Raw genomic sequence first — 25,231 nt, 5'->3', positions numbered from 1 at the left:
TGCTGAGCCGGTAGTCAATCGCTTTTATTGCCTAAAATTATTGATTGCTCATTTTGTGTAATATTATTAAGACTGACAGATGCGCTGAGTTCTGCCAAAATAGTCACCATACCAATGTTTCACGAATGGATTAGATAATAGATGTCAGCAAAAATTATAGATGGGAAATCGATTGCGCAGACAATCAGGCAAGAAGTTGCGGAGAAAGTCAGTCTGCGTCTGGCTCAAGGTAAACGCGCTCCCGGTTTGGCCGTAATTTTAGTCGGTGCTAATCCCGCATCACAGATCTATGTCGGCAGTAAACGCCGTGCCTGTGAAGAAGTGGGTTTTATCTCGCGTTCATACGATTTACCGGACACCACTACTGAAGCAGAATTGCTCAAGCTTATAGATACACTGAATAACGATCGCGAAATCGACGGAATTTTAGTGCAACTGCCCTTACCCGCGGGGATTGATAATGTAAAAGTTATCGAACGCATTCATCCAGATAAAGATGTGGATGGTTTTCATCCCTATAATGTAGGCCGCCTGTGTCAACGCGCACCGCGTTTACGTCCCTGCACGCCGCGCGGTATTGTCACTTTGCTAGAGCGCAGTGGTATTCATACTTATGGCTTAAACGCAGTTATTGTGGGTGCGTCCAATATTGTTGGTCGCCCGATGAGCTTGGAGCTGCTGCTGGCAGGCTGTACCACTACGGTTACACACCGTTTTACTAAAAATCTCGAACAACATGTCAGACAAGCCGATTTATTAGTAGTGGCTGTGGGTAAACCGAATTTTATTCCGGGAGACTGGATTAAACCGGGAGCAATCGTAATTGATGTGGGTATTAACCGCTTAGAGAACGGTAAAGTTACCGGGGATATCGATTTCGAACAGGCTGCGAAGCATGCTGCATGGATAACGCCAGTTCCTGGCGGTGTCGGCCCGATGACCGTCGCAACATTGATTGAAAATACTCTGCAAGCGTGCGAAGAGTATCACGATACTGATAATAAATAATCTAAGGAATAACATGGATATCTTCCATCTTGAGGGTCACCCTCATATCGAACTTTGTGACCTATTGAAAATAGAAGGCTGGGCAGAAAGCGGTGCCGCGGCGAAAGCCATCATTGCAGAAGGCTTAGTGTCTGTTGATGGGCAAATTGAAACACGTAAACGTTGCAAAATTACCGCGGGCAAAGTGGTTTCTTTGGGCGATCAACAAATTGAGATCAACGCTTAATTCTGTCGCTGGCTGTAGCTGCACTGTATCGCTACACTATATTATCTCGCTACACTATATTGTATGGCATGATTGCCTGGCTCTGTAGCTACAGTCTATCGCTATATTGTGCGGCTATTGCCTCGCTATATTTAATGGCAATAAAGTCAGGCGATAAGATGCATTCAGTCGCCAGTAATTAGCCTGTAATGTAGCAAGTGATAAAGATTAATTTGGCAAGTGCTAAGAGAAATAAAAAAGCTGAAATTTATTTCAGCTTTTTGTTTCTCTACTTCAGCAAATTATCAGCCGTTAACTCGGCGATTATCTTAAAAGCTATCTGCCTCACCAATTATTTTCTTTGAGAACATTAGCATAACTCAATAATTTTATTCTCTTTTTTATTTTACTTACGAATAAATCCGCGTTAAATCGCTATTCAGCGCGTCGTGAGGATCAAGGCTAATCTGATCAAAATTCAGCCACTCTCGATGTTATGCCTTACGCTCTCTGCGGGTAACACTCTTATGTTGTATAATGTGCCTCAGTATATACTTTACTCTATAAACCTATCAAATAAAGACAATGGATAACCGCAGCTATCTTTTGCCCACAGCTTGAGGTTGAATTCTATAAATCTACTGCTAAAATATTGGCCGTAATACAAACTTCAGCAACTTTCAGCCTCTCTGGCTGATACTATCTTTTTATGCGATTCGGATCACATTATCGAATCACTTCATTAGTCAGATCATTATTTGTTCGAGTACATTGTATACGTAATTTGAATCGATTCAGTCTCGATGAGAACGGCAAATGCAGCGCAATGCAACAAGCCGTTGTTAAACATAATATTAAGCTGAATCGATTCTTTATCAGTAATGATCAGGAGATATTATGTTTAACCTGTTAACACAAGATATCCATCTTGCAGCCACAGCACAGAATAAAGAAAGCGCCATTAAACAGGTCGCCGCTGCGCTGACTGAAGCCGGATATGTCAAAGATGGCTATGTCCAAGGCATGCTAAACCGAGAAAATCAGGCACCGACCTATCTGGGTAATGGTATCGCTATCCCGCACGGGACCACTGATACTCGTGATCAAGTATTAAAAACCGGTGTGGCGGTATTCCAATTTCCAGCGGGCGTTAATTGGGGTGATGATCAAACCGCATATATCGTTATCGGTATCGCTGCGCAATCAAACGAGCATTTATCTTTATTACGTCAGCTCACTAAAGTACTGAGCGATGAAGCTATTGCTGCCGAAATGGCAAAAACAGACTCTGCCGAGACATTACGCAGTTTATTAATGGGCGAAAAAACTAGCCAAGCCTTGGCTTTTTCTCCGCAAACTCTGTCTTTAGGCATGGATGCGCACAGCCTGAACGTGTTGCAAGCGATGAATATTGCGCGCTTACAACAAACTGGCGCGATCGCCAATGAGTTCATTACACACGCGTTAACCCATCAACCGCTGCATTTAGGCCAAGGTATTTGGTTAAGTGATAGCCCTGTTGGGAATCTTGGCAGTGCTATCGCCATTGCAACCCCCCAAGAAATTTTCTCGACGCAGGATGAACATGCCGTCGCTATGTTAGTTACTGTCGCGATGGCGGATAATCAGCCTGAAGCGGTATTGAATAATTTAAGCCAAATTTTGTTACAGCAACACGCAGCCAACATGCTAAAAATTACTGATGCAGAAACATTAGTTAATTTACTCAATAATGAAAATAGCGGCGCACAACAACCTGAAAGTGGGCTAAGTGAAGAATTCGTGATCCGCAATGCACACGGTCTGCATACTCGTCCAAGCACTATGCTGGTGAGCACAATTAAAAAATTCGACAGTGCGGTGACCGTAACTAATCTCGATGGCTCAGGTGTACCGGTTAATGGCCGTAGCCTGATGAAAGTCGTCAGCCTTGGGGTGAAAAAAGGTCACCGTTTACGTATTAATGTGGAAGGCCCGGATGCGCAAGTCGCCTTGGAAACTATCGGTAATGCCATCCGCGAAGGTCTTGGCGAGGAGGTCGCATGAGCCGCAGAGTTGCAACAATTACCCTAAATCCAGCCTATGATCTGGTCGGTTTAGTGCCTGAAATCGAACGTGGTGAAGTTAATCTGGTAAAAACCGCCGGTTTACACGCGGCTGGTAAAGGAATTAACGTCGCCAAGGTTCTGAAAAACTTAGGTATCGATGTGACTGTGGGCGGTTTCTTGGGGAAAGAAAACCAAGACGGATTCCAAAAAGTATTCAGCGAAACCGGTATTGCTAATCGCTTCCAAGTCGTCGAAGGCCGCACCCGCATCAACGTTAAATTGACGGAAGGTGACGGAGTTGTCACAGACTTTAATTTTTCAGGATTCGAAGTAACAAAAGCCGATTGGCAACGTTTTGCCAGTGATTCGCTAAGCTGGGCGGGTCAATTTGATATGATCTGTGTCAGCGGTAGCTTACCGGCAGGCGTGGCATTAAATGACTTCACTCAATGGATGGAACGCCTACGCAACGAGTGCATGTGTGTTATTTTTGATAGCAGCCGCGACGCACTGGTTGCCGGCTTGAAAGCTTCACCATGGCTAGTTAAACCGAATCACCGTGAATTAGAAATTTGGGCAGGCAAACCTCTGCCAACCCTGAAAGATGTGGTTGCAGCGGCGAATCAACTGCGTAATCAAGGTATTGCGCACGTGGTTATCTCATTAGGTGAAAAAGGCGCAATGTGGGTTAACTCCTCCGGTGCATGGTTAGCCAAACCACCAAAATGTGAAGTAGTCAGCACTGTAGGTGCCGGCGACTCAATGGTGGGAGGATTGATTTACGGCTTGATGATGCGTCAAACCAGTGAACATACCTTACGTTTAGCCACCGCAGTTGCTGCGTTGGCCGTTTCACAACCGAATGTGGGTTTCTCTGATCGCGAACAGCTAGCCAAAATGATGGCGCGAGTTGATCTTCAACCTTTCAACGCAGAAGCCGAATAAGGAAAGGACCTATGAAAACATTTATTATCGCCAATAGCGCACAAGGCCCTGCTGCGGCCATGATGGCTAGTCAGGCATTAAAAAGTGTTGCCGCTGATAATGGGCTGGTAGTCGTCGATGATATTAATCAAGCCGAGTTAGTGATAGTTGCCGGTAATCATGCACCTAGCGGCATCGATTTAAACGGAAAAAATGTCTATTTTGCGGCTATCGAAGAGGCAATCCGTACCCCTGCGGCAATGATTGCCAATGCTAAAACGCAAGCTGCTGTTTATCGCCCTGAAAATAATAGCACCAATGCTCAAGCGCCAGAAAACAGCGCAAATTCAGGCAAAATGTCGGTATTAGCGGTTACAGCTTGCCCAACAGGTGTTGCCCATACTTACATGTCTGCCGAGGCGTTAGAAGCCGAAGCCAAAAAACGCGGCTGGCAAATTAAAGTCGAAACCCGCGGCTCTGTCGGTGTAGGGAACGAAATCAGTGCCGAAGAAATTGCTCAGGCAGATTTGGTGATCGTGGCTGCCGATATTGAAGTTAATGTGGATAAATTTGCCGGCAAACGTATGTATCGTACGTCAACCAGTGCGGCATTGAAGAAAACCGCGCAAGAAATGGATAAAGCGCTGAAAGAGGCTCGTGTGTTCCAAGCCTCCGGTGGCTCCTCTTCTGAGGCATCGAGCAGCAAGGGAGAAAAACGCGGTGTTTATCGCCATCTGCTAACCGGGGTGTCTTATATGCTGCCGATGGTAGTTGCCGGTGGTCTGTGTATGGCACTGTCTTTTGCTTTCGGGCTAGATGCGGCCAATGTGGAAGGTTCATTAGCTTGGGCGCTGAAACTCATCGGTGGTGGCACAGCGCTGGCATTAATGGTGCCGGTACTCTCGGGATATATTGCTTATTCGATTGCAGATCGTACCGGGATCACCCCGGGGTTAGTGGGCGGTGTGTTAGCCACAACCTTAGGTGCCGGTTTCCTCGGTGGTATTATTTCGGGTTTCTTAGCCGGTTACTGTGCGCACTTTGTCAGCACCAAGTTGAAACTGCCTCAAACCATGGAAGCCCTAAAACCTATCTTGATCGTACCATTAATTTCGACCTTGGTGACAGGTTTGGCGATGATTTATGTCATCGGTAGCCCAGTCGCATGGTTAATGGATTGGTTAACTCACTGGCTGAATACCATGGGAACCACCAATGCAGTCATTCTTGGCGCAGTATTGGGGGCGATGATGTGTACCGATATGGGTGGTCCATTAAATAAAGCCGCGTATGCTTTTGGTGTTGGTTTGCTGAGTTCACAAACCTATGCGCCTATGGCTGCAATTATGGCAGCCGGTATGGTTCCACCACTGGCGATGGGCGTTGCCACCTTAATAGCTCGCCATAAATTTGTGCCCGCAGAGCGCGAAGCCGGTAAAGCTTCTTTTGTTCTCGGTCTGTGCTTTATCTCTGAAGGGGCAATCCCGTTTGCCGCGAAAGATCCTATCCGTGTATTACCAAGTTGTATTATCGGTGGCGCGTTAACTGGCGCACTGTCTATGTACTTTGGTATTCAGTTAATGGCACCTCACGGTGGTCTGTTCGTGCTATTAATTCCAGGCGCTATCAACCACGTGTTGATGTATCTGCTAGCAATTATTGCGGGTACAGCGGTCAGCGGTATTCTGTATGCGGTTATTAAAAAACGCAGTTCTCAGGAAGCGCAAAAAGAAATGGCTAGCATGGCTTAATCTTTCTAACCGTTAACCTGTCAATATTAATCGACGGTATTTAATTTAAATGCCGTCGATTTTATTTTTAGCTCTTTATTGTTATCTGATCATATAATCTCTTTTCTCTTCGTTATTGCAATATATTCTCATTATTTGGCTATTGTCATTCTTTTATTATCCGCTATCCTCTTATTTATTGGTGTTATTTTATTTATCGATATACTTTTATTCTTTTCGTGCTTTTTTAATCGACCTTTCTGCTATTTTGCTCAACGTAAACATACCTAGCTAATGAATAGAATAGTTACAATTACTCGTCATTGGTTTACAACTAAAAAAACAAAATTAGTCAATTTGCGATATAATAAATGCGAGTATTTTAAAATACACTTTATTTTTTAGTATAAAAATAATATATTAATTAAAAAATAGCGTGAATTTATAGTGAGTTAAAATGAAAGATATTCTTTTGGGCGGAGTCGTTTATTTACCGGGGATAACCTTAGTCTTTTTCTTTGGTTTTTTCCTCTGGTTATTAGTGCGGATCTGTTATGTAGGATCAGTAAAAAAATTACACTATGCGGGTAATGTTTTTGATATCTCCATTTTATTTACTTGCTTTTTAATCACACACTTAGCTCTAAAATTTTGGCTATCCACATGATAAATTTAAAAAAGTATCTCCTGATTGTTATTTCTGTATTACTTATTATTACCTCTATTTATATGCTATGGCAGTACTATGCGCTAAGCCCATGGACTCGAGACGGCCGAGTGAGAGCTGAAATCAGTGAAATCTCATCGGAGGTATCCGGGAAAATAGATAATCTTTATATTGTTGATAATCAAGAAGTTAAAAAAGGTGATATTTTATTCTCTATTGAGAAAATAGATTATGAAATAAAATTAAAGCAAGCTCAGTTAGAGTTAAATGATCTAATGGTGCAGCATAATTTTGTACAAAAGCAATATGCCAGACGTTCTCAGCTCTCCAAGCAAGCTATTTCAAAAGAAGAATATGAAGATTCAAAAGCAAAACTTGATTCAATTACTAAGAAAATAGATTTAGCGAAAGTAAAAATCGAAAAAGCACAATTAGATCTTAGTCGAACTAAAATTACTTCCCCAGTTAATGGCTATATTACTAACTTTAGTTTAAGGGTAGGTAATTATATCAATGCTGGTACCCCACTGTTTGCCATTATTGATAAAGATTCCTATTACGTTATCGCGTATTTAGAAGAAACAAAAATGAAGAATGTTGCAGTAAATAAGCCTGCAATTATAAAACTTTATAGCAATGATCAATCTCTCGAAGGAAAAGTAGAAAGTATCGGCAGAGCGATTGTAGATAAAAACGCGACTACAGGTAATCAGCTGCTACAAAATGTTGAGCCGACCTATCCTTGGGTCAGACTGGCACAAAGAGTTCCAATTAAGATCTCAATAGATAACTATGATAGTCATATCTTAATTCCGGGGACCACATGCACGGTAATAATTGAAAATTAAATGATGTCAAATAATAAAATTTATTCTTGGGAATTTGCACTGAAATATACGTTAGCACTATTTTTATCTTGGTATATTCCCTCATATTTAGGTTTTGATAAACCTTATTGGTCGATGATGACCGTAGCGATAATTAGTTACCCGAACGTATCATTAAGTTTTGCTAAAATGGGTGCGCGCTTAATAGGTAGCTTGATTGGGGTTATTGCGGTAACCGTGATTGCGAATGTTAGCTTAAATGATTATTGGTGGTTTAGTTCATTAATTATCCTCTGGGTATCTCTGTGCCTATTTTTGTCGTCTATATCCAAATATATGATGCCTTATTTATTTTCATTATCTGGCTATACTTCAGCAATTATCGCCTTTGGTGCCTCATTAGCACCAACCCCGACAACTATATTTACTTTATCACAAGAAAGATTAATAGAAATTATGATTGGTATTTTAGTTTATTCCCTCATAATGAAAATAACGCCGCATAATCGTATAAAACTGCAAACTGATGAAATAAAAAAAGATATTACTCATTTAAAAACTCAATTATTGGCTAGTTTAGTTAAAAAAAATAAAAACCAAACATTAAATAAGTTAAACGAGATTATCGCTAATGTTATTGCTTATGATGAGTTCAATACCTATGAAAATAAATTTAGCATTGTAAATAACCCCATTTTTCCCATCAATAAAATAAACTCACAAATTACTTTTGTTATTATCGCCTTAGCCAACAGAAGTATATTGTCTTATCGTGCATATAAAGATTTTATCTTTACATCGTGTAAAGCTAATCATGAAAATAATCATCGGCCTAGTTACTTTATATTTATTGATTGGACTAACGCCGCACTGAATATGCTTAGGTTATTTATAGGCCTATTTATTAGCCTATTATTTTGGCTTAACAGCGGCTGGGACTACGGTTTTGTCCTTCCGATTTTGGTCAGCATTTCATTCACTTTTGGGGTTAGTTTCCCCAAGGTCAATATGCTGGCTTTTATCGTCATGGGGCTTTCCATTATCGCGATCACTTTCAGCTATATCTTAAAATTTTACTTTTTAATCCAAGCAGAAAGTCCAGTACAAGCATGGTTGATCCTCTTTCCTCTATTTTTAATTCTTGGATTATTAAAATCAGGCAGTAAATTACTCTTTCTCGCTTCACATGTGCTGTCTATTACAATCATCTTTCTAATAAACTTCACTAATCCAATGAATTATGATTTTCTCTTTTTTGCTAATATATCACTAGGTATATTTCTTTCGATCATTATCGTTATTTTGCTGTTGTTTCTAATTCCCTTCACTAGTGAACAAACCCTCTTAAAATACAGATACTTATTTACTCTAAATAAAATTACCGATTTTATTAAAAAACCACAACACCCAACTAAATTAAATAATACAATTTTAATTACTATTAATAAAATTAATGCTTATCCAAATAAATATAATCATTATCTTAATACTCTCTACGTGTTACATGTGTTAATTAGTCTGCATGCGCTGATGGAAACCTCCGAACATAAAAATTTATTATTAACAGCCATGTCTATGATGATAGAAAAATATACAACAGACGATATTATTGCGACCATAAGCCAATGTTCATTATCTTCATCAGCACAAGATAATGAATATCTGCGATATGCCATAGGTTCGATCAAATATTATTATTCATACTCACAGTATCAATCTTGATTAAGGACTTTATATGTTTGATTTATTAACTGTTATTGGTATTGGCTTAGCTGTTCTTTTACCATTATCGAATCCATTGACTACGGTAGCTTTATTTCTTGGCTTATCCGGAAATATGACTCAAGAAGAGTGCAATAGAATCGCCAAATCAACACCAATTTATGTCTTTTTTATTATGATTGTCTCTTGGTATGCGGGGCAAGCCATTATGAATACTTTTGGCGTCTCAATTCCGGGGTTAAGAATAGCTGGAGGAATTATTGTCGCTTATATTGGTTTTCGGATGTTATTTCCGGCACCCACGGTTAATAAAGCACATTCATCCACAGAGCATAATGAAAACGCAGCTAATATTGCCTTTGTTCCCTTAGCGATGCCAAGTACTGCCGGCCCGGGAACTATCGCCATGATCATCAGTATGGCATCTTCAGCCATCTCTAATTCCGATATTTATCCGCACTGGGTTCTATTAATCGCCCCACCTTTAGTCTTTATCATATTTGCTATTATTCTCTGGGCCTGTTTACGCAGTTCAGGAATGATTATGTCATTTTTCGGTAAAAATGGTATTGATGCTATATCTAGGATCATGGGATTTTTATTAGTTTGTATGGGCGTTCAATTTATTATTACTGGGATCGCTGAATTAACTCGCAGTGGATTTTTTAGCGCTTAATATTCACTCTATATTTATGGATATAATCAGTATTTTGCCCAATTTTATTATACACTCTGGGCATTAATCCAAGCGATATTACAGCGCCCTTGGCAGTTTAACTTAGTATGTAAATTAATTCTGAAGGTAAGAATCGATAGATTAAGATAAATCGCCGTTAAAAATAAAGGTAACTCACCATGAGCACAATAACTGATAAAGATTTTGTTTGGCTAAACAGAATATTAACCAAATATGGTAATAAAGACTCTGTGCTAGATGTGTCTGAACTTGATGGCATGTTAACGGCGATTATTACCGGCCCGACAATTTTGCCCCCTAACGAATGGATGCCTGCAATCTGGGGCGGTAAAGAGCATACGCCGGATTGGCAATCTGATGCAGAATTAAAACGTTTTATCACCTTAATTCTCGAATTAGGCAATATTATTGAAGAAACGCTGATCGATTATCCTGACCAATTCGAACCCATGTTTAATTACCGCGAAGATCAAGAAAAAGAATATCTGATCGTTGAAGAGTGGTGTTTTGGCTTTATGCGCGGTGCTGCCTTACAAGATTGGTCAGGATTACCGAGTGAACGACAAGCTGATTTTGACGCCATCGCCCTGCACGGCCGGGAAGAAAACTTTCCTTTGCTGAGCGAAATGAACGAAGAACAACTGCTCGAAAGCATTCATGCAATTCAACCCGCCATTGTTAAATTGCACCAATTTTATCAACCACAGCGAGTTATAGCACACCAAGAGGCGCTCAATGTGCCGGTAGTCGTGGCTGAAAAAATAGGTCGTAATGACCCTTGCCCATGCGGCAGTGGCAAAAAATATAAGCAATGCTGCTTGAGTAAATAATTGGCCATCAGCCAAGTATTTAACCATAAAGCGGCCTAACGCCCGATAAAATAAGCGTTTTAAAGCCAATCAAATAAAAAAGGGGGCAACAAAATAGCCCCCTTAAATCAAAAGAAATCCGCGAGTAAGGATTATTTACGGCGCCAAGTCGTACCTTGTGGCCCATCCTCTAGCACAATTCCCATGTCAGTTAATTGGTCACGGGCGGAATCAGCTAATGCCCACTGTTTGTTGGCACGAGCATCGTTACGTTGTTTAATTAGCCCTTCAATTTTAGCCACATCTTCATCACTTTCAGTCTGTGCACCACTTTGCAAGAATTGCTCAGGATCTTGTTCTAATAATCCTAAAACCCCCGCTAAAATACGTAATTCCGCGGCTAAACCATGAGCTAATGAGCTATCTTCTGTTTTTAAGCGATTGATTTCACGCGCCATATCGAACAGTACAGAATAGGCTTCTGGCGTATTAAAATCATCGTTCATCGCCTCAATAAAACGCGCTTTAAAGGCTTCGCCACCTTCAGGTTGCGCAGTTTTATCGGTGCCACGTAATGCGGTGTATAAACGCTCTAATGCCGTTCGTGCCTGTTTTAAATTATCTTCGGTATAATTCAATTGGCTACGATAATGGCCAGAAAGTAAGAAATAACGGATAGTCTCGGCGTCGTAATATTCCAAAACATCGCGAATGGTAAAGAAATTGTTCAATGATTTAGACATTTTTTCTTTATCAATCATCACCATGCCAGAGTGCATCCAGTAATTAACATAAGGGCCGTCATGGGCACAGGTTGATTGCGCGATTTCATTTTCATGGTGTGGGAACATTAAATCTGAACCACCGCCATGAATATCAAAATGGTGACCAAGCTGTTTGCCATTCATTGCAGAACACTCGATATGCCATCCTGGACGACCTAATCCCCACGGGGATGGCCAACTTGGTTCGCCCGGCTTAGACATTTTCCATAACACAAAATCCATTGGGTTACGTTTTGCGTTAGCGATTTCAACTCGCGCACCTGCTTGTAATTGCTCTAAATCTTGGCGTGAAAGTACGCCGTAATCCGCATCGGTACTGACTTCAAACATAACATCGCCATTATCGGCAACATAGGCATGGCCACGTTCGATCAATTGCTCGGTTAACTCGATAATTTCTGCGATATGCTCTGTAGCTTTAGGCTCATGGTCTGGGCGCAGAATGTTTAATGCATCAAAATCTTTGTGCATCTCTGCCAGCATACGGGTGGTTAATTCACTGACGGATTCATTATTTTCAGCGGCGCGTTTAATAATTTTATCGTCAATATCGGTTACATTGCGAATGTAGGTTAAATCATAACCTAAATAACGTAAATAGCGGCTGATGGCGTCGAATGCAACAAAGGTACGCCCATGCCCAATATGACATAAGTCGTAAATTGTAATACCACACACGTACATCCCTATTTTTCCCGGATGGATAGGTTTAAATTGTTCTTTTTGACGACTGAGTGTATTAAAAATTTGTAGCATCGACATTATTCCGTTTATTTAGCTGTACACATAATATATATGCCCAAAATAATTCGGTGGACAGGAAAGTAATAATTAAAGGTAGACAAACTCAGTTAACAATAACCGAAGTTGCCACCTGCCAACAACCTGAAGTATGACGGGTATTAAAATGAATTATAAGTTAAGTTGGCGTGGTTTAATACCGGCTTAGGTCTATCATGCTGGATTAAATGCTAACTCAGTGGGTATTGAAGCCTTATCTTATACAGATTGCAACGGATGTTATTCTTATATAGATGCCTGCCTGAACACCGACCGCACTGCCGGTATTTGCTCCCGCGCTATCTGCATATGAGCCATTTCGCTCGCAGTATCATCAATTAATGTCCCCCTTTTAAGCAATAAACTTAATCGCCAAACATATTCCGATGATCAAATGGATTGCGCATAAGCTGGCACTAAAAATAGACGGAATAAACATTGATAAATAATCGTTAATATCACAGCTATGTTTGCAGAATAGCTGACGCCAAGCTTCATCTATGATATAAACTTTGTGATCTTAATGCCCATTAAAGGGCAAATAAATAACAATTATTCAGGAATGCTATTATGGTTACTTTTCATACCAATCACGGTGATATCGTTATTAAAACTTTTGATGATAAAGCACCAGTGACTGTAGAGAACTTTTTAAACTACTGCCGTGAAGGCTTCTACAATAATACTATTTTCCACCGTGTTATTAACGGTTTCATGATCCAAGGCGGTGGTTTTGAACCAGGCATGAAACAAAAAGAAACCAAGGCTGAGATTAAAAATGAAGCCAATAATGGCTTAAAAAACAGCCGTGGTACGCTGGCAATGGCGCGTACTAACGATCCTCATTCTGCAACTGCTCAGTTTTTTATCAACGTGGTTGATAATGACTTCCTGAACTTCCGTTCAGAGCGCCCAGATGGTTGGGGCTACTGTGTATTTGCTGAAGTGGTTGAAGGCATGGATGTGGTAGATAAAATCAAATCTGTTTCAACCGGTCGCAGTGGTTTACACCAAGATGTGCCACGCGAAGACGTTATTATCACTAACGTAACTATCAGCGAATAATTCAGACAATTTATGTCGACACTGATTATTGCAGATTTGCACTTAAGTGAAGATGAACCGGCGATCACCGCCGGTTTTATTAATTTTATTTATCAGCAAGCGGTTCATGCTGAGCAGCTGTATATTCTGGGTGATTTCTTTAATTATTGGATTGGCGATGATGATCCCAATCCGTTGCATACCCAAATTGCTGAGGCGCTAAACTACCTTCAACAGCAAGGGGTTAAATGCTATTTTATGCACGGTAATCGTGATTTTTTGCTCGGCCAACGCTATGCCAAGCAATGCGGAATGACTATTTTAGCCCAATCGCATCTGATCGAATTGTACGGTCAAAAAATACTTTTACTGCATGGCGATACGCTATGTACTGATGATCAAGCCTACCAAAATTACCGCAAAAAAGTGCATACACCGTGGATCCAGCGTTTATTTTTGGCCTTACCACTGTTTATTCGCCGCCGTATCGCACAAAAAATGCGTCAAAATAGCCGACAAGCCAGCCGTATGAAAGCGGAGTCGATTATGGATGTTAATCCACAAGCGGTGATTGAGCAATTAGAGCACTATCACGCCGATTGGATGATCCACGGCCATACTCATCGCCCTGCAATTCATGAAATTATCCATCATGATCAACATTATTTTCGCGGTGTACTCGGGGCATGGCACCACGAAGGCTCTGCATTTGTGATTAATGCACAAGGAATTACCTTAATTTCGTTTCCTTTTTAACTGCTAGGCGGCTGCTAATCCCCCCACCCTGTTCAGCGGTCAGCTTAACCATATCCCCAACGATATTTCCAAAACCTGTCCACAGTTTGACTGGCGGTTCAGCAATGTATTTTTCATGCTGATTATCCGGTGCCGTGCTTGCCGTACTCGTAGCATAAAATGTTGGCGATAAAAAGTTTGGCATAAAATATTGAGCGGCAATAAATAATAAAAATTGGCATAATTTGGCTAAATCAGCCTCACGCAAACGTTTTCCTTACTGTTATACCGTGATATCATCGGCGTTATAAATGATTTGATTAAATATGCCAGAGATCAATAAAGGAGCCTCTTCCCAATGACCACCCACGCCGTACCCCCAGCAGCAAAAATTGCTATCGTCATGGGATCTAAAAGTGACTGGTCCACCATGCAACATGCCGCTGATATTCTGACCGAGTTAGACTTACCTTTTCATGTTGAAATCGTCTCGGCCCACCGGACGCCAGATAAACTATTTTCTTTTGCTGAACAGGCCAAACAACGAGGTTTTGAGGTTATTATTGCTGGAGCGGGGGGAGCCGCGCATTTACCCGGTATGATCGCTGCCAAAACATTGGTTCCGGTATTAGGCGTGCCGGTCCAAAGCGCTGCCTTAAGTGGCGTCGATAGCTTATATTCGATAGTTCAAATGCCTAAAGGGATCCCGGTCGGTACCTTGGCAATTGGTAAAGCTGGCGCGGGCAATGCCGCATTATTAGCCGCACAAATTCTCGCTATCCATGACGCTTCGCTATTTAGTCGTCTGTCGCTGTGGCGTGAAAAGCAAACTAACGATGTTCTCGATAATCCAGATCCGCGGGAGGCATAATGAAACCAGTCTGTGTCTTAGGTAATGGTCAATTAGGACGAATGCTGCGCCAAGCAGGTGAACCGCTGGGAATAGCCGTTTATCCGATTGGTATCGATGCCGAGCCGGAGTCAGTTCCTTATCAGCAAAGCGTGATTACGGCTGAAATTGAACGCTGGCCAGAAACCCCGTTAACTCGAGAGTTGGCGGGCCATAATGCGTTTATTAATCGCGATATTTTCCCACGGTTAGCCGACCGATTACCGCAAAAACAGTTATTAGATTCGCTATCGCTCGCGACTTCGCCTTGGGTCGCGCTTGAATCGCCAGATCAATGGCCTGAGCTGTTTGCCTCGCTAGGAAATTTTTTGATTGTTAAACGCAGAACTGGCGGTTATGACGGCCGCGGCCAGTGGCGGATTAAACCCGGTGATGAAGCCGCTTTACCTCCAGAGATCTACGGCCAAGCTATTGTCGAACAAGGGATCCCTTTCGATGGCGAGGTGTCGATTATTGGCGCTCGGAATGCCAGCGGAAAAACCGTGTTTTATCCGATGACTCATAATCTGCATCAAGACGGTATTTTACGCACCAGTGTCGCCTTCCCGAAACATCTCTCCCACCGTCAACAGCAAGCTGAATCTATGCTGACGGCGGTAATGAATAATTTAGACTATGTCGGCGTAATGGCGATGGAATGCTTTATTGTCGGTGATCAGTTACTGATTAATGAGTTAGCGCCTCGGGTCCACAATAGCGGTCATTGGACCCAAAACGGCGCCACTATCAGTCAATTTGAACTGCATCTGCGGGCGATTTTAAATCTGCCTCTGCCGGAGCCCGAAGTCTATTGCCCGGCCGTTATGGTCAATTTAATCGGTACCGAGGTTAATCTGCAATGGCTTGATTTATCATTAGTTCATCTGCATTGGTATCAAAAAGAGGTGCGCCCAGCGCGTAAAGTTGGCCATCTTAATCTCTCGCATCCAGACAATGATACCCTCACCGCTACGTTGGATGTCTTGGTGACATTATTGCCGCCAGAGTATCAAAGCGGCATTGAGTGGGCAAAAATAAAATTAAGCTAGTAGTCTGCGCCATAAACAGCCAAAATAGCGCCATATCTTAATGGCCAATCCCCATTTTGAACCAACTTTGCCCGAGCTGCACTCTCGGGCATTAAGCTATTTTTTATCGTTATTCTATTCTTGAAGGGATCGCATTTTCTTGGTCAATATTGCGGCCAACAATAAAGATTTCTGCGGCAATGAAAGATCTTAAGAACAGCATGACGAGTTTTACTCAACCTACCTTGAACTGCCGCGCTCCCGAGCCAGTGGCAACCAACGTATGATGAGTCACGTTTTGGAGCGTTAATGACATCACAACCGTCCCCACACTTCAGTGCTCTCTATCAGTGGAGCATCCTGATTTTATTAGGCGCGATTTATTTTCTAGCTACTGCGACCACCTTTACCTCTCTGGGAGTGGTGCTGCCGGGTATGATAGATGAACTAAAATGGAGTTGGACAGAAGCCGGGTTTGGATTCACCTTACTGGGGCTGACCTGCGGGTTATCCAGCTTTTTACCCTCTATTTTTATTCGCAATATCGGTGTGCGTCTGACTTTATTGTTTGGCACATTGGTCTTTATTGGCGGATTTTATAGCTTATATATTACCCAAAATATCAGCACCTATTTTTTAGGCACCGCCTTATTAGGCATTGGCTTTACTTTTTTAGCCACCGTGCCGGGGACTTACGTTATTTCACGCTTGTTTGAAAAACAATCGATGGCGTTTGGGTTGTATTTTACTATCGGTGGATTGGGCGGCGTGGCCGGGCCGTGGATTTACTTTTACGCCTCGAATCAAATGGGCTCGTGGCGAATACATTGGATCCTGTGCGCGCTTTATCTTTCTGTGGTCACCTTTATCACTTTGTGTACTCTGCGTGAGGGGGATAAAGAACGGGCTCATGCTAAAAACATTATGCAAAAACAAGCGGCGGAACCCCCTAAAGCGATTTATCGTACCAAAGATATTTGGACCGCTCGACGCGCGTTACGCACTTGGCAATTCTATTTAATTGCCGCCACCTATACCGCATTTTTATGGTGTGGGATCACCGTTAACAGCTTCGCAGTGGCACATATTGAAGATCGCGGCTTTAGCCTGACGATTGCGGTGTCATTATTAAGCACCATGGCTTTTGTTAACGCCTTTTCACGCTTACTGGGTGGCGCGGCGGGGGAATGGCTGGATCCTAAAAAGCTGTTAATTTGCAGCTTAGGGATAATCGTTATTGGCTTGATTTCATTGAGTATTGCTACGTCATGGTTTTGGCTGCTGATGTTTACACTGTGTGTCGGTATTGGCTACGGTATGACCTTTTTGGCCTCCAGTGTACTGCTCTCTAACTATTTTGGCCGAGGCCCTTATCTGGAACTATTCTCGGTGGTCAATCTTATTTCTACCTTGGCCTGTTTAGCGCCTTTCTTTGCCGGGGCAATCAAAGATTATACTCACAGTTTTACGCCGGCCTTTCTGGTTATCGCCGCCCCTGTAGTGATTATCTTGATTTTCACTTTACTGATGCGCCCGCCAGTATTGAAATAATCCAGCGATTTAACTAGCAAAAACCGCTAAAAAAACAGCCCGAACCGTGTTATTGATTCGGGCTGTTTTATGCTCAGTTAACATCACAATATACGCTATTTTTTAATAACGGTACGGCAATAACGATACTGTAATAACTGTGCCGTAATAGCTGTGCGGCAATAGCTATATTACTAATAACTATGCCGAATAGCGCCGATGCTGATTGTTATTATTCAATAACCTAATCCCTAACCAACCGCCACACATTGACAGTAACAAAGCCGCACCCAGCGGTAATCCAATCCACATGCGCCATTCAGGTTGCCAAGGGAAATCAAAAACTTGGGTCTGTAATAACCATAAAGCGACCTCTGCCCCAAAAGCGGCTGCCAAACCGGCCATTAATCCCAACAGTGCAAACTCACACCACAGAGTACGACGCATCAGTTTTTTACTGGCCCCTAAGGTACGATAAACGACCAGCTCTAATTCACGCTGGCTCATTCCTACTTGAATTTGGGCTAATAACAGCAACAGTCCACAAAAAATAACCAGCACGACCATGACTTCTAATGCTTGGCTAACCTGTTGTAAAATTTGCTGAATTTGCGAAATCATGGCGCCAGTATCAAGCACGTTGATCGTCGGGAAAGCACGATTGATCTCAGTAAGTAACTTACCATCACCGTCATAATGGAAACTGCTCAGCCAAGTGGTCGGCATGTTGGCTAAAGTCGATTCAGGGAAAATAAAGAAGAAGTTAGGTCGCAAACTTTCCCAATCAACAGTTCGAATGCTGCTTACCGTGGCAGTAAACGGGTGAGTATCGGCATTGAATGTTAATTTATCCCCCAGTTTTAACTGTAATTCTTTGGCGACGGTTTGTTCAATAGAGACTTCACCGGCTTTAGGTGGCCAAACACCAACATCCAGCACATTAGCCTCCGGCAGTGACTGCTGCCATGTTAGGTTAAGCTCACGCCGTACTGTATTACTATTAGGAGCAATTTCATCTGCCCATTGCAGCGCAGGGATTGCATTAATTTCAGTTAAACGTGCCAATATCACCGGATAAAATGCCGTGGGTTTAACTTGATGGCGCGCCAATAATTCGGTCACCGGGGGGATCTGCGGTTGGCTCATATTGATCAAGAAGTAATTCGGGCTGTCTGCCGGTAATTGTTGCTGCCAGCGGTCTAATAAATCGCCCCGAACTAAAATCAATAATGCTAATAGCATGAAGGATAAAGAGAAAGCACTCATCTGAGTAATAGTCTGTAGTGGCTGGCGTAAGAGTCGATTCACCGATAAACGCACACTCAATTGACGGAATTTACATTGGCGTAATAGCCATAAACCGAGCCAACCGAACAGGGCCAACAACACAGCAACCATCACTATTCCGGCTAAAATAGACCATAACAGCGGCTTAACCCCGACCAACAACAATAAGCCGCCAATCACGATGGATCCCATGATGGGTAAATAGAACGATAAGCGCCAAACCGGCGCCGAAATATCATTACGCAGGACTCGCGATGGCTGAGTGGCCATTAACTGACGATACGGGCGTAATCCCACCAGCAAGGCAATGGCAAACAAAGTGCCTACGGCCCATCCCCATGGCCAATACCCCGGTGCCGGTAGCTCTTTGGGTAACATCGCGCCTAAAATATGGATTAAAATAGCTTCAAATCCTAGCCCCAACAATGAACCTACAGCAGTGGCGGCAACTAAAATCACTAACCATTGGCCAATAATCCATTGGCGTAAGGCGTTACGCCCTGCACCTAAAGTTTTAAGGACCGCAATCAACTGATGGCGACTGCGGCAATAATGTGCCATTGAGATAGCAATCGCCGCAATGGCTAACAACAGAGTCAACAGCACCGATAGCAGTAAAAATTGCTGAGCACGTTGAAACGTTTTCGCGACCGCACCGCTGTCTTGATTCAGCGTATACCAACGCTGATCGCTTCTTAATTCGGGGTTATAACGTGCCTCGAAGGCATCAATTGAAGCCGTTGGGCCGGCAAACATATCGCGATAGGTTAAGCGACTGCCCGTCTGGATAGCCCCTGTAGCCAGCGCATCTTGCCAATCAATTAACACTTTTGGCGCAATTTGAAACGGGTTAAATCCACTGTCCGGCTCTTGCAATAACACCCCTGAAATAACCAACGCGCTATCACCCACATCAATGGTATCACCCACCTTAACCTCGAGCAGATCCAATAACCGAGGCGCAACCAGTACCTGGCCTTTTTGCGGCCGTAATCCCGGCGGATCGGTGATTAAATCGCCATACAGTGGATAAGCGTGATCGACAGCTTTGACTAACGCCAATTGGGGCACAGCATCCAGCGCCGATGATCCATAAGTCATGGTCGAAAAGCTCAACTGCCGACTGACGGTTAAACCGTCTTCTTTTGCCTGCTGTAGCCAGGTTTCATCGATTGGATGCGAAGATCGCAGCACCAGATCACCGGCTAATAATTCACGGCTCTGATAACTCATGCTGTTTTCTATTCGATCACTAATCCGCCCTAACGCCAGCACACAGGCTACCGCCAAAGTTAATGCTAACCACACTATCAATAGCGAAGGCGTTTTCCATTCACGCCAAAACCAACGCCAAATCATGCTTCCTCCCTCAATTTTCCATCTACCAATCGTAACCTACGCTGGCAGCGTGCGGCTAATTGGCTGTCATGGGTGACCAAAATCAGGGTGGTGCCGTAATCGCGATTGAGTGAAAATAACAGATCGGCGATTTTATCCCCGGTTTGTCTGTCCAGATTACCGGTCGGTTCATCGGCAAACAGTAAACGCGGACGCCCATTGAAAGCACGAGCTAAGGCAACGCGCTGCTGTTCGCCACCGGATAATTGCGCTGGCATATGTTTTAACCGTTGACCTAAGCCAAGTTCAGTTAACAATTCGACCGCTTGCTGAGTACTAGCCGCTTCAGACTCGCCACGCAATAAAGCTGGGAGTTGCACGTTTTCAAGAGCGTTCAAAGTGGGGATCAATAAAAAAGATTGAAACACAAAACCGATGCTTTCTGCCCGTAAACGCGCTCTCTGTTCTTCATCCATTCTTGTTAGGGAGTGCCCGAGTAGCTTGACTTCACCGCTGCTACCATCATCTAAACCGGCGATAATTCCGAGCAAGGTCGATTTACCCGAACCCGATTCACCAATTAACGCCAGGGTCTGCCCGGGCTCGACAATAAGTTCAACACCCTGCAATATAGTCAGTTCATGTTCCCCTTGACCAACACGTTTAATGAGATGATGAACTTCAAGAATATTTTCTGCCGACATTTAGTGATCCTTTTATTAATGCTAACCGCCAGTGGCAACGTGCTAGCCGCGACGAAATTGATGATCCTCGGTGATAGCCTAAGTGCGGGCTACCGACTGCCTGCTGACAGTGCGTGGGCCAAGTTATTGGCGGATAAATGGCAACAATCGCCACAAAAAATCAGCGTAATCAATGCCAGTATCAGCGGTAATACTGCGGCCCAAGGCTTAGCACGTCTGCCCGCCTTACTTGAACAACATAAACCGGATTGGGTGCTGATTGAATTAGGCGCTAATGACGGCCTACAAGGGCTAGCCGTTCAGCAATTAAACCGCGATCTGCAACAGATTATCACCCTAATCAAGCAATCGGGAGCACAACCGCTATTAATGCAAATCCGCATTCCGCCTAACTATGGGCAGCGATATACTCGCAGCTTTGAACAGATTTATCCGGCGCTGGCCCATGAGGCAGAGATTCCTTTATTGCCTTTTTATATGGAACAGGTGGTGATAAAACCCGAATGGCTACAAGCCGATGGTATTCATCCAACTGAAGAAGCACAAGCCTTTATTGCGGATTATATGGACAGCGCATTGTCACCTTATGTTAAAAAATAAAGCCGCTCTCTAGCAGCCTTATAATGCTATCTTGGCAAAGACGCTGATTATTTGAGCGCACCGCCTTGCACGCCACGTGGTGCACAATCTAGTCCCGATTCGTCATTAATATAATCAGCAACCTAGGGCTAAGCGAGAATTGCTGCGTATAAATATGTTACATCATCTATCTATAGGTAAAGTTATGCAAAAATCGGTATTTATCACCGGGGCATCGAGTGGAATTGGTCTGTGCGCCGCAGAAAAATTACGCCAACGGGGATTTAGGGTTATCGCCAGTTGCCGTAAACAAGCTGATTTACAACACTTAACCTCACTTGGATTCGAAACCGTATTGCTCGATTTAGACGATAAACACAGCGTCGATAATGCCGCCGATCAAGTGATTGCCCTAACACAAGGCCGGCTCTATGGCTTATTTAACAATGCCGGATTTGGCGTCTATGGTCCATTAAATACCATCAGTCGTGAAGAGATGGAGCATCAATTTTCCAGCAATTTTTTTGGGGTTCATCAATTAACGCTGCGTTTATTGCCGGCTATTGTGCCCCACGGCGAAGGACGCATTATTCAAACCAGTTCGGTGATGGGGATTATCTCTACTCCCGGTCGCGGTGCTTATGCCGCCAGTAAATATGCTCTCGAGGCATGGTCTGATGCCTTACGGCTAGAGCTAAAAAGCAGCGGTGTGCGTGTTAGTTTGATTGAACCAGGGCCTATAAGCACTCGTTTTAGTGCGAATGTCACCCAAACAGAAAAAAATAAACCGGTGAAAAATCCCGGCATTGCCAAACGTTTTACGCTTACACCAGACGATGTGGTCGCCAAGGTTATTCACGCCTTAGAAAGCCCACGCCCACGGATCCGCTATGCGGTGACGCTACTTACTCATGGCGTAAAAATCCTGAAAAGGCTATTGCCCGATGGTTTAATCGACCGCGTTCTGGCAAAACAAGAGAAGCCGAGTTGAATTTTAAACATCAGCCCTCATATTTAAGTTAATCAACCTAATTAATTAAAGAGATTGTTTATGCTTGCTACCGCACAGATTTTCGATGTAAACGAAAGTAATTTATCCCAACTCGTTGAACAGTCAATGAATATCCCCGTGGTATTTTATTTTTGGTCCGCACAAAGCCCTCATTGCCATGAACTAACTGGCACACTGGATAAACTGGCAAACGAATATGCTGGTTTGTTTGTTCTCGCTAAAGTCAATTGTGATGAACAACCCTCCGTGGCGGCTCAGTTTGGTTTACGCGCTATTCCTACGGTATATTTATTGCAAAATGGTCAACCTGTTGACGGTTTCCAAGGCCCGCAACCGGAAGAATTCGTACGTGATATGCTGTCTCGTGCCTTACCGAAACCTGAAGAAATTAGCGCCTCACAAGCGGCGGAATTAATGGCTGAAGGTAAAACCGCAGAGGCTCTACCGCTGTTAAAAGAAGCCCATCAACTAGCGCCGAAAAACAGTGATATTACCCTTTTATATGCTGAAGCATTAATTGCGCTCAATCAATTAGATGAAGCACAAACCTTGCTAGATAGCGTGCCATTGCAAGATAAAGACAGTCGCTATCAGGGTTTAGTATCGCAAATTGATTTACAACGCCAAGCGGCGGATACCCCTGAGATTCAGCAACTGCAACAATCGTTTGCTGCTGATCCTGAAAATACCGCGTTGGCTATTCAGTTAGCCCTCAAATTGCATGAAGTCAGCCGCAACGAAGAAGCTTTAGCCTTATTATTCAGCTTCTTAAAAACCGATCTCTCGGTAGCCGACGGAGCAATGAAAAAAACCATGATGGATATTATGTCTGCGATGGGTACCGGCGATGCATTAGCCAGTCAATATCGCCGTAAGATGTATTCATTGTTGTACTAGTTTTATTCGCAGCGGTACTTACAAGGAATATTGTTATGGATCTGTTCGCACTAAGCGCCATCCCAATTATTATTTTTATCGCCTTGGTGATTATTTTTACCTGCGTCAAAACCGTGCCACAAGGTTTCCAGTGGACGGTAGAGCGTTTTGGTCGATATACCCGTACTTTGCAGCCTGGATTACATATTCTGGTGCCATTTATGGATAGGATTGGGCGACGCATCAATATGATGGAGCAGGTTCTCGATATTCCTTCGCAAGAAATTATTTCGCGCGATAACGCCAATGTGACTATCGATGCGGTGTGTTTTATTCAGGTAGTCGACCCGGTACGTGCCGCGTATGAGGTCAGTAATCTTGAGCTTTCAGTTCTCAACTTGACGATGACCAATATTCGTACCGTTTTAGGCTCGATGGAGCTAGACGAAATGTTATCGCAACGGGATTCGATTAATACCCGTCTGCTGCATATCGTAGATGAAGCCACCAACCCATGGGGCGTGAAAATCACCCGTATCGAAATTCGTGATGTGCGACCACCGAAAGAGCTGATCAATGCGATGAACGCGCAAATGAAGGCTGAGCGTACAAAACGTGCTGATATTCTGGAAGCCGAAGGGATCCGCCAAGCGGCCATTTTAACTGCCGAAGGTGAAAAACAATCGCAGATCCTCAAAGCCGAAGGGCAACGACAATCAGCTTTTTTACAAGCTGAAGCCCGTGAACGTGAAGCAGAAGCGGAAGCCCGAGCAACCCAAATGGTATCTGAAGCGATAGCTAAAGGTGATATGCAGGCAATTAACTACTTTGTGGCGCAAAAATATACCGACGCACTGATCAGTATCGGCAGCGCCAATAATAGCAAGGTGATTATGATGCCGCTGGAAGCGAGTAATTTAATGGGGGCAATCGGCGGTATTAGCGAGCTGATTCAAAGCAGTAAGCAACATCATCCCGCTCCCGTGGATAAAGGCCAGTCATCATGATAGAACTGATCAGCACACAGCCCGCCTGGTTTTGGCTGTGTGTTGGCGGGCTATTACTTATCGCAGAATTATTAGGTACCGGCGGTTATTTGTTATGGTCAGGGATTGCCGGTATTGCCGTGGCTCTGATAGCCTGGCTTTTCCCGGGAGTAAATTGGCAATGGCAGGGAATTTTGTTCGCGGTATTTTCTCTGGCATCAGTGGTTATATGGCGCAAATGGCTCAGTCAACGCAGTGCAGAGCGGTTGGATAACGTAAATCAGAAAAGCCACCAGCTGATAGGCATTAAAGCTCGGCTACTAACCGATACCGATGAAGGCTATAGCCGTATTCGTCTCGCGGATGGCAGTTGGCGTGTCTATGCACAGCAGGCTTTACCTGCCGGCACCGAAGTAGTGGTGATCAGCGTTGATGGTATTACTCTCAAAGTTAGCGCCGTGTCTGATGACAACATCCCCCGGTTAAATGATCTATAATCGGACAATCTGCACTATCATCGCCCGGGCATGATTCAGCCAATTGAGTTAATTTATCGCGTATTTGTGCCAATTTTTGCATGGTTTGTTCAATCTCAGCGATCTTATTTAAGGTCGCTGATTTTACATCGGCACTGTGGCGTAATGGATTATGAAATAACGACATTAGCTCACGACACTCTTCGACCGTAAAACCTACCTCTCGGGCTTGACGCAATAACGTTAGCTCATCGATATGTTTATCCTGATAATAGCGATAGCCATTATCTCCACGTAATGGCGGAGTAATTAATCCTTTATCTTCATAAAATCGAATCGCTTTTGGTGTTAAACCGATTTTAGCGCCTATTTGACTAATATTCATCAATCTGACTTTCTCCCCCTTGACCTTCCCCTTGTGGGAGGGTTTAACCTCAAACAATAATATAATGCGTTAGATTATTATTAATACATATAGCGCTCTGCAACACAATAACGCGTTAGCAATTTCACTGGTAAGATAAAATTAGCGCCCTCGGTCAGCA

24 protein-coding genes are annotated in these 25,231 nt (G+C 43.4%); 19 read left to right on the top strand and 5 right to left on the bottom strand.

The genetic code is table 11. The features are described 5' to 3' along the window. Window positions 1–141 precede the first annotated feature (141 nt). The 9 genes from folD (at window position 142) to M992_RS06205 (ending at window position 10,658) form a co-directional block, all read left to right on the top strand. Window positions 142–1,008: a bifunctional methylenetetrahydrofolate dehydrogenase/methenyltetrahydrofolate cyclohydrolase FolD gene (folD, locus tag M992_RS06245; RefSeq protein ID WP_047256390.1), complete on the top strand. Its 867-nt coding sequence runs from the start codon at window positions 142–144 to the stop codon at window positions 1,006–1,008. 13 nt (window positions 1,009–1,021) lie between these two features. Continuing rightward, window positions 1,022–1,234: a ribosome-associated protein YbcJ gene (gene ybcJ, locus M992_RS06240; protein ID WP_047256389.1), complete on the top strand. Its 213-nt coding sequence runs from the start codon at window positions 1,022–1,024 to the stop codon at window positions 1,232–1,234. 876 nt (window positions 1,235–2,110) lie between these two features. Further along, window positions 2,111–3,259 (top strand): fused PTS fructose transporter subunit IIA/HPr protein, encoded by a 1,149-nt coding sequence (fruB, locus tag M992_RS06235; protein WP_047256388.1) that lies wholly within the window; start codon window positions 2,111–2,113, stop codon window positions 3,257–3,259. Then, window positions 3,256–4,206 (top strand): 1-phosphofructokinase, encoded by a 951-nt coding sequence (gene fruK / locus M992_RS06230; protein ID WP_047256387.1) that lies wholly within the window; start codon window positions 3,256–3,258, stop codon window positions 4,204–4,206. Before fruB ends, fruK begins: the two co-directional genes overlap by 4 nt. Window positions 4,207–4,217: 11 nt before the next feature. Beyond that, window positions 4,218–5,936 carry a PTS fructose transporter subunit IIBC gene (gene fruA, locus M992_RS06225; RefSeq protein WP_053907784.1) on the top strand — a complete coding sequence of 573 codons (1,719 nt, stop codon included), beginning with the start codon at window positions 4,218–4,220 and terminating at the stop codon, window positions 5,934–5,936. 642 nt (window positions 5,937–6,578) lie between these two features. Beyond that, window positions 6,579–7,430: an efflux RND transporter periplasmic adaptor subunit gene (locus M992_RS06220; protein WP_047256385.1), complete on the top strand. Its 852-nt coding sequence runs from the start codon at window positions 6,579–6,581 to the stop codon at window positions 7,428–7,430. Then, entirely contained in the window at window positions 7,431–9,131 is a 1,701-nt protein-coding gene (locus M992_RS06215; RefSeq protein WP_053907783.1) for an FUSC family protein, read from the top strand. Between the two features lie 13 nt (window positions 9,132–9,144). Continuing rightward, a complete protein-coding gene (locus tag M992_RS06210) occupies window positions 9,145–9,807 on the top strand; it encodes a MarC family NAAT transporter (RefSeq protein ID WP_047256384.1) in 663 nt (220 codons plus the stop codon). A 179-nt stretch (window positions 9,808–9,986) separates the two neighbouring features. Then, entirely contained in the window at window positions 9,987–10,658 is a 672-nt protein-coding gene (locus M992_RS06205) for a YecA/YgfB family protein (RefSeq protein WP_053907782.1), read from the top strand. A gap of 131 nt (window positions 10,659–10,789) precedes the next feature. On the opposite strand, the gene cysS is transcribed toward M992_RS06205, so the two are convergent. Then, window positions 10,790–12,178, bottom strand: a complete 1,389-nt coding sequence (gene cysS / locus M992_RS06200) for a cysteine--tRNA ligase (RefSeq protein WP_047256382.1) — start codon at window positions 12,176–12,178, stop codon at window positions 10,790–10,792. A 594-nt stretch (window positions 12,179–12,772) separates the two neighbouring features. Here cysS and ppiB point away from each other — a divergent pair. Together ppiB and M992_RS06190 are read left to right on the top strand one after the other, a co-directional pair. Beyond that, entirely contained in the window at window positions 12,773–13,267 is a 495-nt protein-coding gene (gene ppiB, locus M992_RS06195; RefSeq protein WP_047256381.1) for a peptidylprolyl isomerase B, read from the top strand. A 12-nt stretch (window positions 13,268–13,279) separates the two neighbouring features. Continuing rightward, window positions 13,280–14,002, top strand: a complete 723-nt coding sequence (locus M992_RS06190; protein WP_053907781.1) for a UDP-2,3-diacylglucosamine diphosphatase — start codon at window positions 13,280–13,282, stop codon at window positions 14,000–14,002. Here the strand turns inward: M992_RS06190 and M992_RS06185 are convergent. Then, window positions 13,977–14,249 (bottom strand): hypothetical protein, encoded by a 273-nt coding sequence (locus M992_RS06185; RefSeq protein WP_053907780.1) that lies wholly within the window; start codon window positions 14,247–14,249, stop codon window positions 13,977–13,979. The two genes, M992_RS06190 and M992_RS06185, sit on opposite strands and share 26 nt — an antisense overlap. Window positions 14,250–14,339: 90 nt before the next feature. Here M992_RS06185 and purE point away from each other — a divergent pair, with 90 nt between their 5' ends. The 3 genes from purE to M992_RS06170 all read left to right on the top strand — a co-directional run bounded on the left by purE (window position 14,340) and on the right by M992_RS06170 (window position 17,449). Then, the gene (gene purE, locus M992_RS06180; protein WP_047256378.1) at window positions 14,340–14,852 is read left to right on the top strand and encodes a 5-(carboxyamino)imidazole ribonucleotide mutase; all 513 of its coding nucleotides are present in this window, start codon (window positions 14,340–14,342) and stop codon (window positions 14,850–14,852) included. Beyond that, entirely contained in the window at window positions 14,852–15,919 is a 1,068-nt protein-coding gene (gene purK, locus M992_RS06175; RefSeq protein WP_047256377.1) for a 5-(carboxyamino)imidazole ribonucleotide synthase, read from the top strand. The genes purE and purK overlap by 1 nt, the downstream gene beginning before the upstream one ends. 288 nt (window positions 15,920–16,207) lie before the next feature. Next, entirely contained in the window at window positions 16,208–17,449 is a 1,242-nt protein-coding gene (locus M992_RS06170) for an MFS transporter (protein ID WP_053907779.1), read from the top strand. Window positions 17,450–17,629: 180 nt separating this feature from the next. Here the strand turns inward: M992_RS06170 and ybbP are convergent, their stop codons facing one another. Together ybbP and ybbA are read right to left on the bottom strand one after the other, a co-directional pair. After that, window positions 17,630–20,074, bottom strand: a complete 2,445-nt coding sequence (ybbP, locus tag M992_RS06165) for a putative ABC transporter permease subunit YbbP (RefSeq protein ID WP_053907778.1) — start codon at window positions 20,072–20,074, stop codon at window positions 17,630–17,632. Further along, a complete protein-coding gene (ybbA, locus tag M992_RS06160) occupies window positions 20,071–20,757 on the bottom strand; it encodes a putative ABC transporter ATP-binding protein YbbA (RefSeq protein WP_053907777.1) in 687 nt (228 codons plus the stop codon). Before ybbA ends, ybbP begins: the two co-directional genes overlap by 4 nt. On the opposite strand from ybbA, the gene tesA reads away from it, so the two are divergent. The 5 genes from tesA to M992_RS06135 all read left to right on the top strand — a co-directional run bounded on the left by tesA (window position 20,725) and on the right by M992_RS06135 (window position 24,707). Further along, on the top strand, window positions 20,725–21,357 hold the full coding sequence (tesA, locus tag M992_RS06155; RefSeq protein WP_072165924.1) for a multifunctional acyl-CoA thioesterase I/protease I/lysophospholipase L1: 633 nt from the start codon (window positions 20,725–20,727) through the stop codon (window positions 21,355–21,357). The two genes, ybbA and tesA, sit on opposite strands and share 33 nt — an antisense overlap. 184 nt (window positions 21,358–21,541) lie before the next feature. Further along, window positions 21,542–22,327 carry an SDR family oxidoreductase gene (locus M992_RS06150; protein WP_047256372.1) on the top strand — a complete coding sequence of 262 codons (786 nt, stop codon included), beginning with the start codon at window positions 21,542–21,544 and terminating at the stop codon, window positions 22,325–22,327. Between the two features lie 60 nt (window positions 22,328–22,387). Beyond that, window positions 22,388–23,245 carry a co-chaperone YbbN gene (locus M992_RS06145; protein ID WP_053907776.1) on the top strand — a complete coding sequence of 286 codons (858 nt, stop codon included), beginning with the start codon at window positions 22,388–22,390 and terminating at the stop codon, window positions 23,243–23,245. A 35-nt stretch (window positions 23,246–23,280) separates the two neighbouring features. Further along, the gene (locus tag M992_RS06140) at window positions 23,281–24,231 is read left to right on the top strand and encodes an SPFH domain-containing protein (protein WP_047256370.1); all 951 of its coding nucleotides are present in this window, start codon (window positions 23,281–23,283) and stop codon (window positions 24,229–24,231) included. Then, entirely contained in the window at window positions 24,228–24,707 is a 480-nt protein-coding gene (locus tag M992_RS06135) for an NfeD family protein (protein WP_053907775.1), read from the top strand. Before M992_RS06140 ends, M992_RS06135 begins: the two co-directional genes overlap by 4 nt. On the opposite strand, the gene cueR is transcribed toward M992_RS06135, so the two are convergent. After that, window positions 24,661–25,071: a Cu(I)-responsive transcriptional regulator gene (cueR, locus tag M992_RS06130; RefSeq protein WP_053907774.1), complete on the bottom strand. Its 411-nt coding sequence runs from the start codon at window positions 25,069–25,071 to the stop codon at window positions 24,661–24,663. The two genes, M992_RS06135 and cueR, sit on opposite strands and share 47 nt — an antisense overlap. Window positions 25,072–25,231 lie beyond the last annotated feature (160 nt).

Source organism: Moellerella wisconsensis ATCC 35017 (genome assembly GCF_001294465.1).
GTDB classification, from domain to species: Bacteria; Pseudomonadota; Gammaproteobacteria; order Enterobacterales; family Enterobacteriaceae; genus Moellerella; species Moellerella wisconsensis.
This window is presented reverse-complemented; position numbering and strand designations above follow the sequence as displayed.

Coding starts and splice junctions, on each gene's coding strand:
- M992_RS06210 (WP_047256384.1), top strand. CDS start 9,145: ATGTTTGATTTATTAACTGTTATTGGTATTGGCTTAGCTGTTCTTTTA.
- tesA (WP_072165924.1), top strand. CDS start 20,725: ATGATGAACTTCAAGAATATTTTCTGCCGACATTTAGTGATCCTTTTA.
- ybcJ (WP_047256389.1), top strand. CDS start 1,022: ATGGATATCTTCCATCTTGAGGGTCACCCTCATATCGAACTTTGTGAC.
- M992_RS06220 (WP_047256385.1), top strand. CDS start 6,579: ATGATAAATTTAAAAAAGTATCTCCTGATTGTTATTTCTGTATTACTT.
- M992_RS06135 (WP_053907775.1), top strand. CDS start 24,228: ATGATAGAACTGATCAGCACACAGCCCGCCTGGTTTTGGCTGTGTGTT.
- ybbP (WP_053907778.1), bottom strand. CDS start 20,074: ATGATTTGGCGTTGGTTTTGGCGTGAATGGAAAACGCCTTCGCTATTG.
- M992_RS06190 (WP_053907781.1), top strand. CDS start 13,280: ATGTCGACACTGATTATTGCAGATTTGCACTTAAGTGAAGATGAACCG.
- M992_RS06150 (WP_047256372.1), top strand. CDS start 21,542: ATGCAAAAATCGGTATTTATCACCGGGGCATCGAGTGGAATTGGTCTG.
- M992_RS06205 (WP_053907782.1), top strand. CDS start 9,987: ATGAGCACAATAACTGATAAAGATTTTGTTTGGCTAAACAGAATATTA.
- cueR (WP_053907774.1), bottom strand. CDS start 25,071: ATGAATATTAGTCAAATAGGCGCTAAAATCGGTTTAACACCAAAAGCG.
- folD (WP_047256390.1), top strand. CDS start 142: ATGTCAGCAAAAATTATAGATGGGAAATCGATTGCGCAGACAATCAGG.
- purK (WP_047256377.1), top strand. CDS start 14,852: ATGAAACCAGTCTGTGTCTTAGGTAATGGTCAATTAGGACGAATGCTG.
- M992_RS06170 (WP_053907779.1), top strand. CDS start 16,208: ATGACATCACAACCGTCCCCACACTTCAGTGCTCTCTATCAGTGGAGC.
- ppiB (WP_047256381.1), top strand. CDS start 12,773: ATGGTTACTTTTCATACCAATCACGGTGATATCGTTATTAAAACTTTT.
- fruA (WP_053907784.1), top strand. CDS start 4,218: ATGAAAACATTTATTATCGCCAATAGCGCACAAGGCCCTGCTGCGGCC.
- fruK (WP_047256387.1), top strand. CDS start 3,256: ATGAGCCGCAGAGTTGCAACAATTACCCTAAATCCAGCCTATGATCTG.
- purE (WP_047256378.1), top strand. CDS start 14,340: ATGACCACCCACGCCGTACCCCCAGCAGCAAAAATTGCTATCGTCATG.
- cysS (WP_047256382.1), bottom strand. CDS start 12,178: ATGCTACAAATTTTTAATACACTCAGTCGTCAAAAAGAACAATTTAAA.
- M992_RS06215 (WP_053907783.1), top strand. CDS start 7,431: ATGATGTCAAATAATAAAATTTATTCTTGGGAATTTGCACTGAAATAT.
- M992_RS06145 (WP_053907776.1), top strand. CDS start 22,388: ATGCTTGCTACCGCACAGATTTTCGATGTAAACGAAAGTAATTTATCC.
- fruB (WP_047256388.1), top strand. CDS start 2,111: ATGTTTAACCTGTTAACACAAGATATCCATCTTGCAGCCACAGCACAG.
- M992_RS06140 (WP_047256370.1), top strand. CDS start 23,281: ATGGATCTGTTCGCACTAAGCGCCATCCCAATTATTATTTTTATCGCC.
- ybbA (WP_053907777.1), bottom strand. CDS start 20,757: ATGTCGGCAGAAAATATTCTTGAAGTTCATCATCTCATTAAACGTGTT.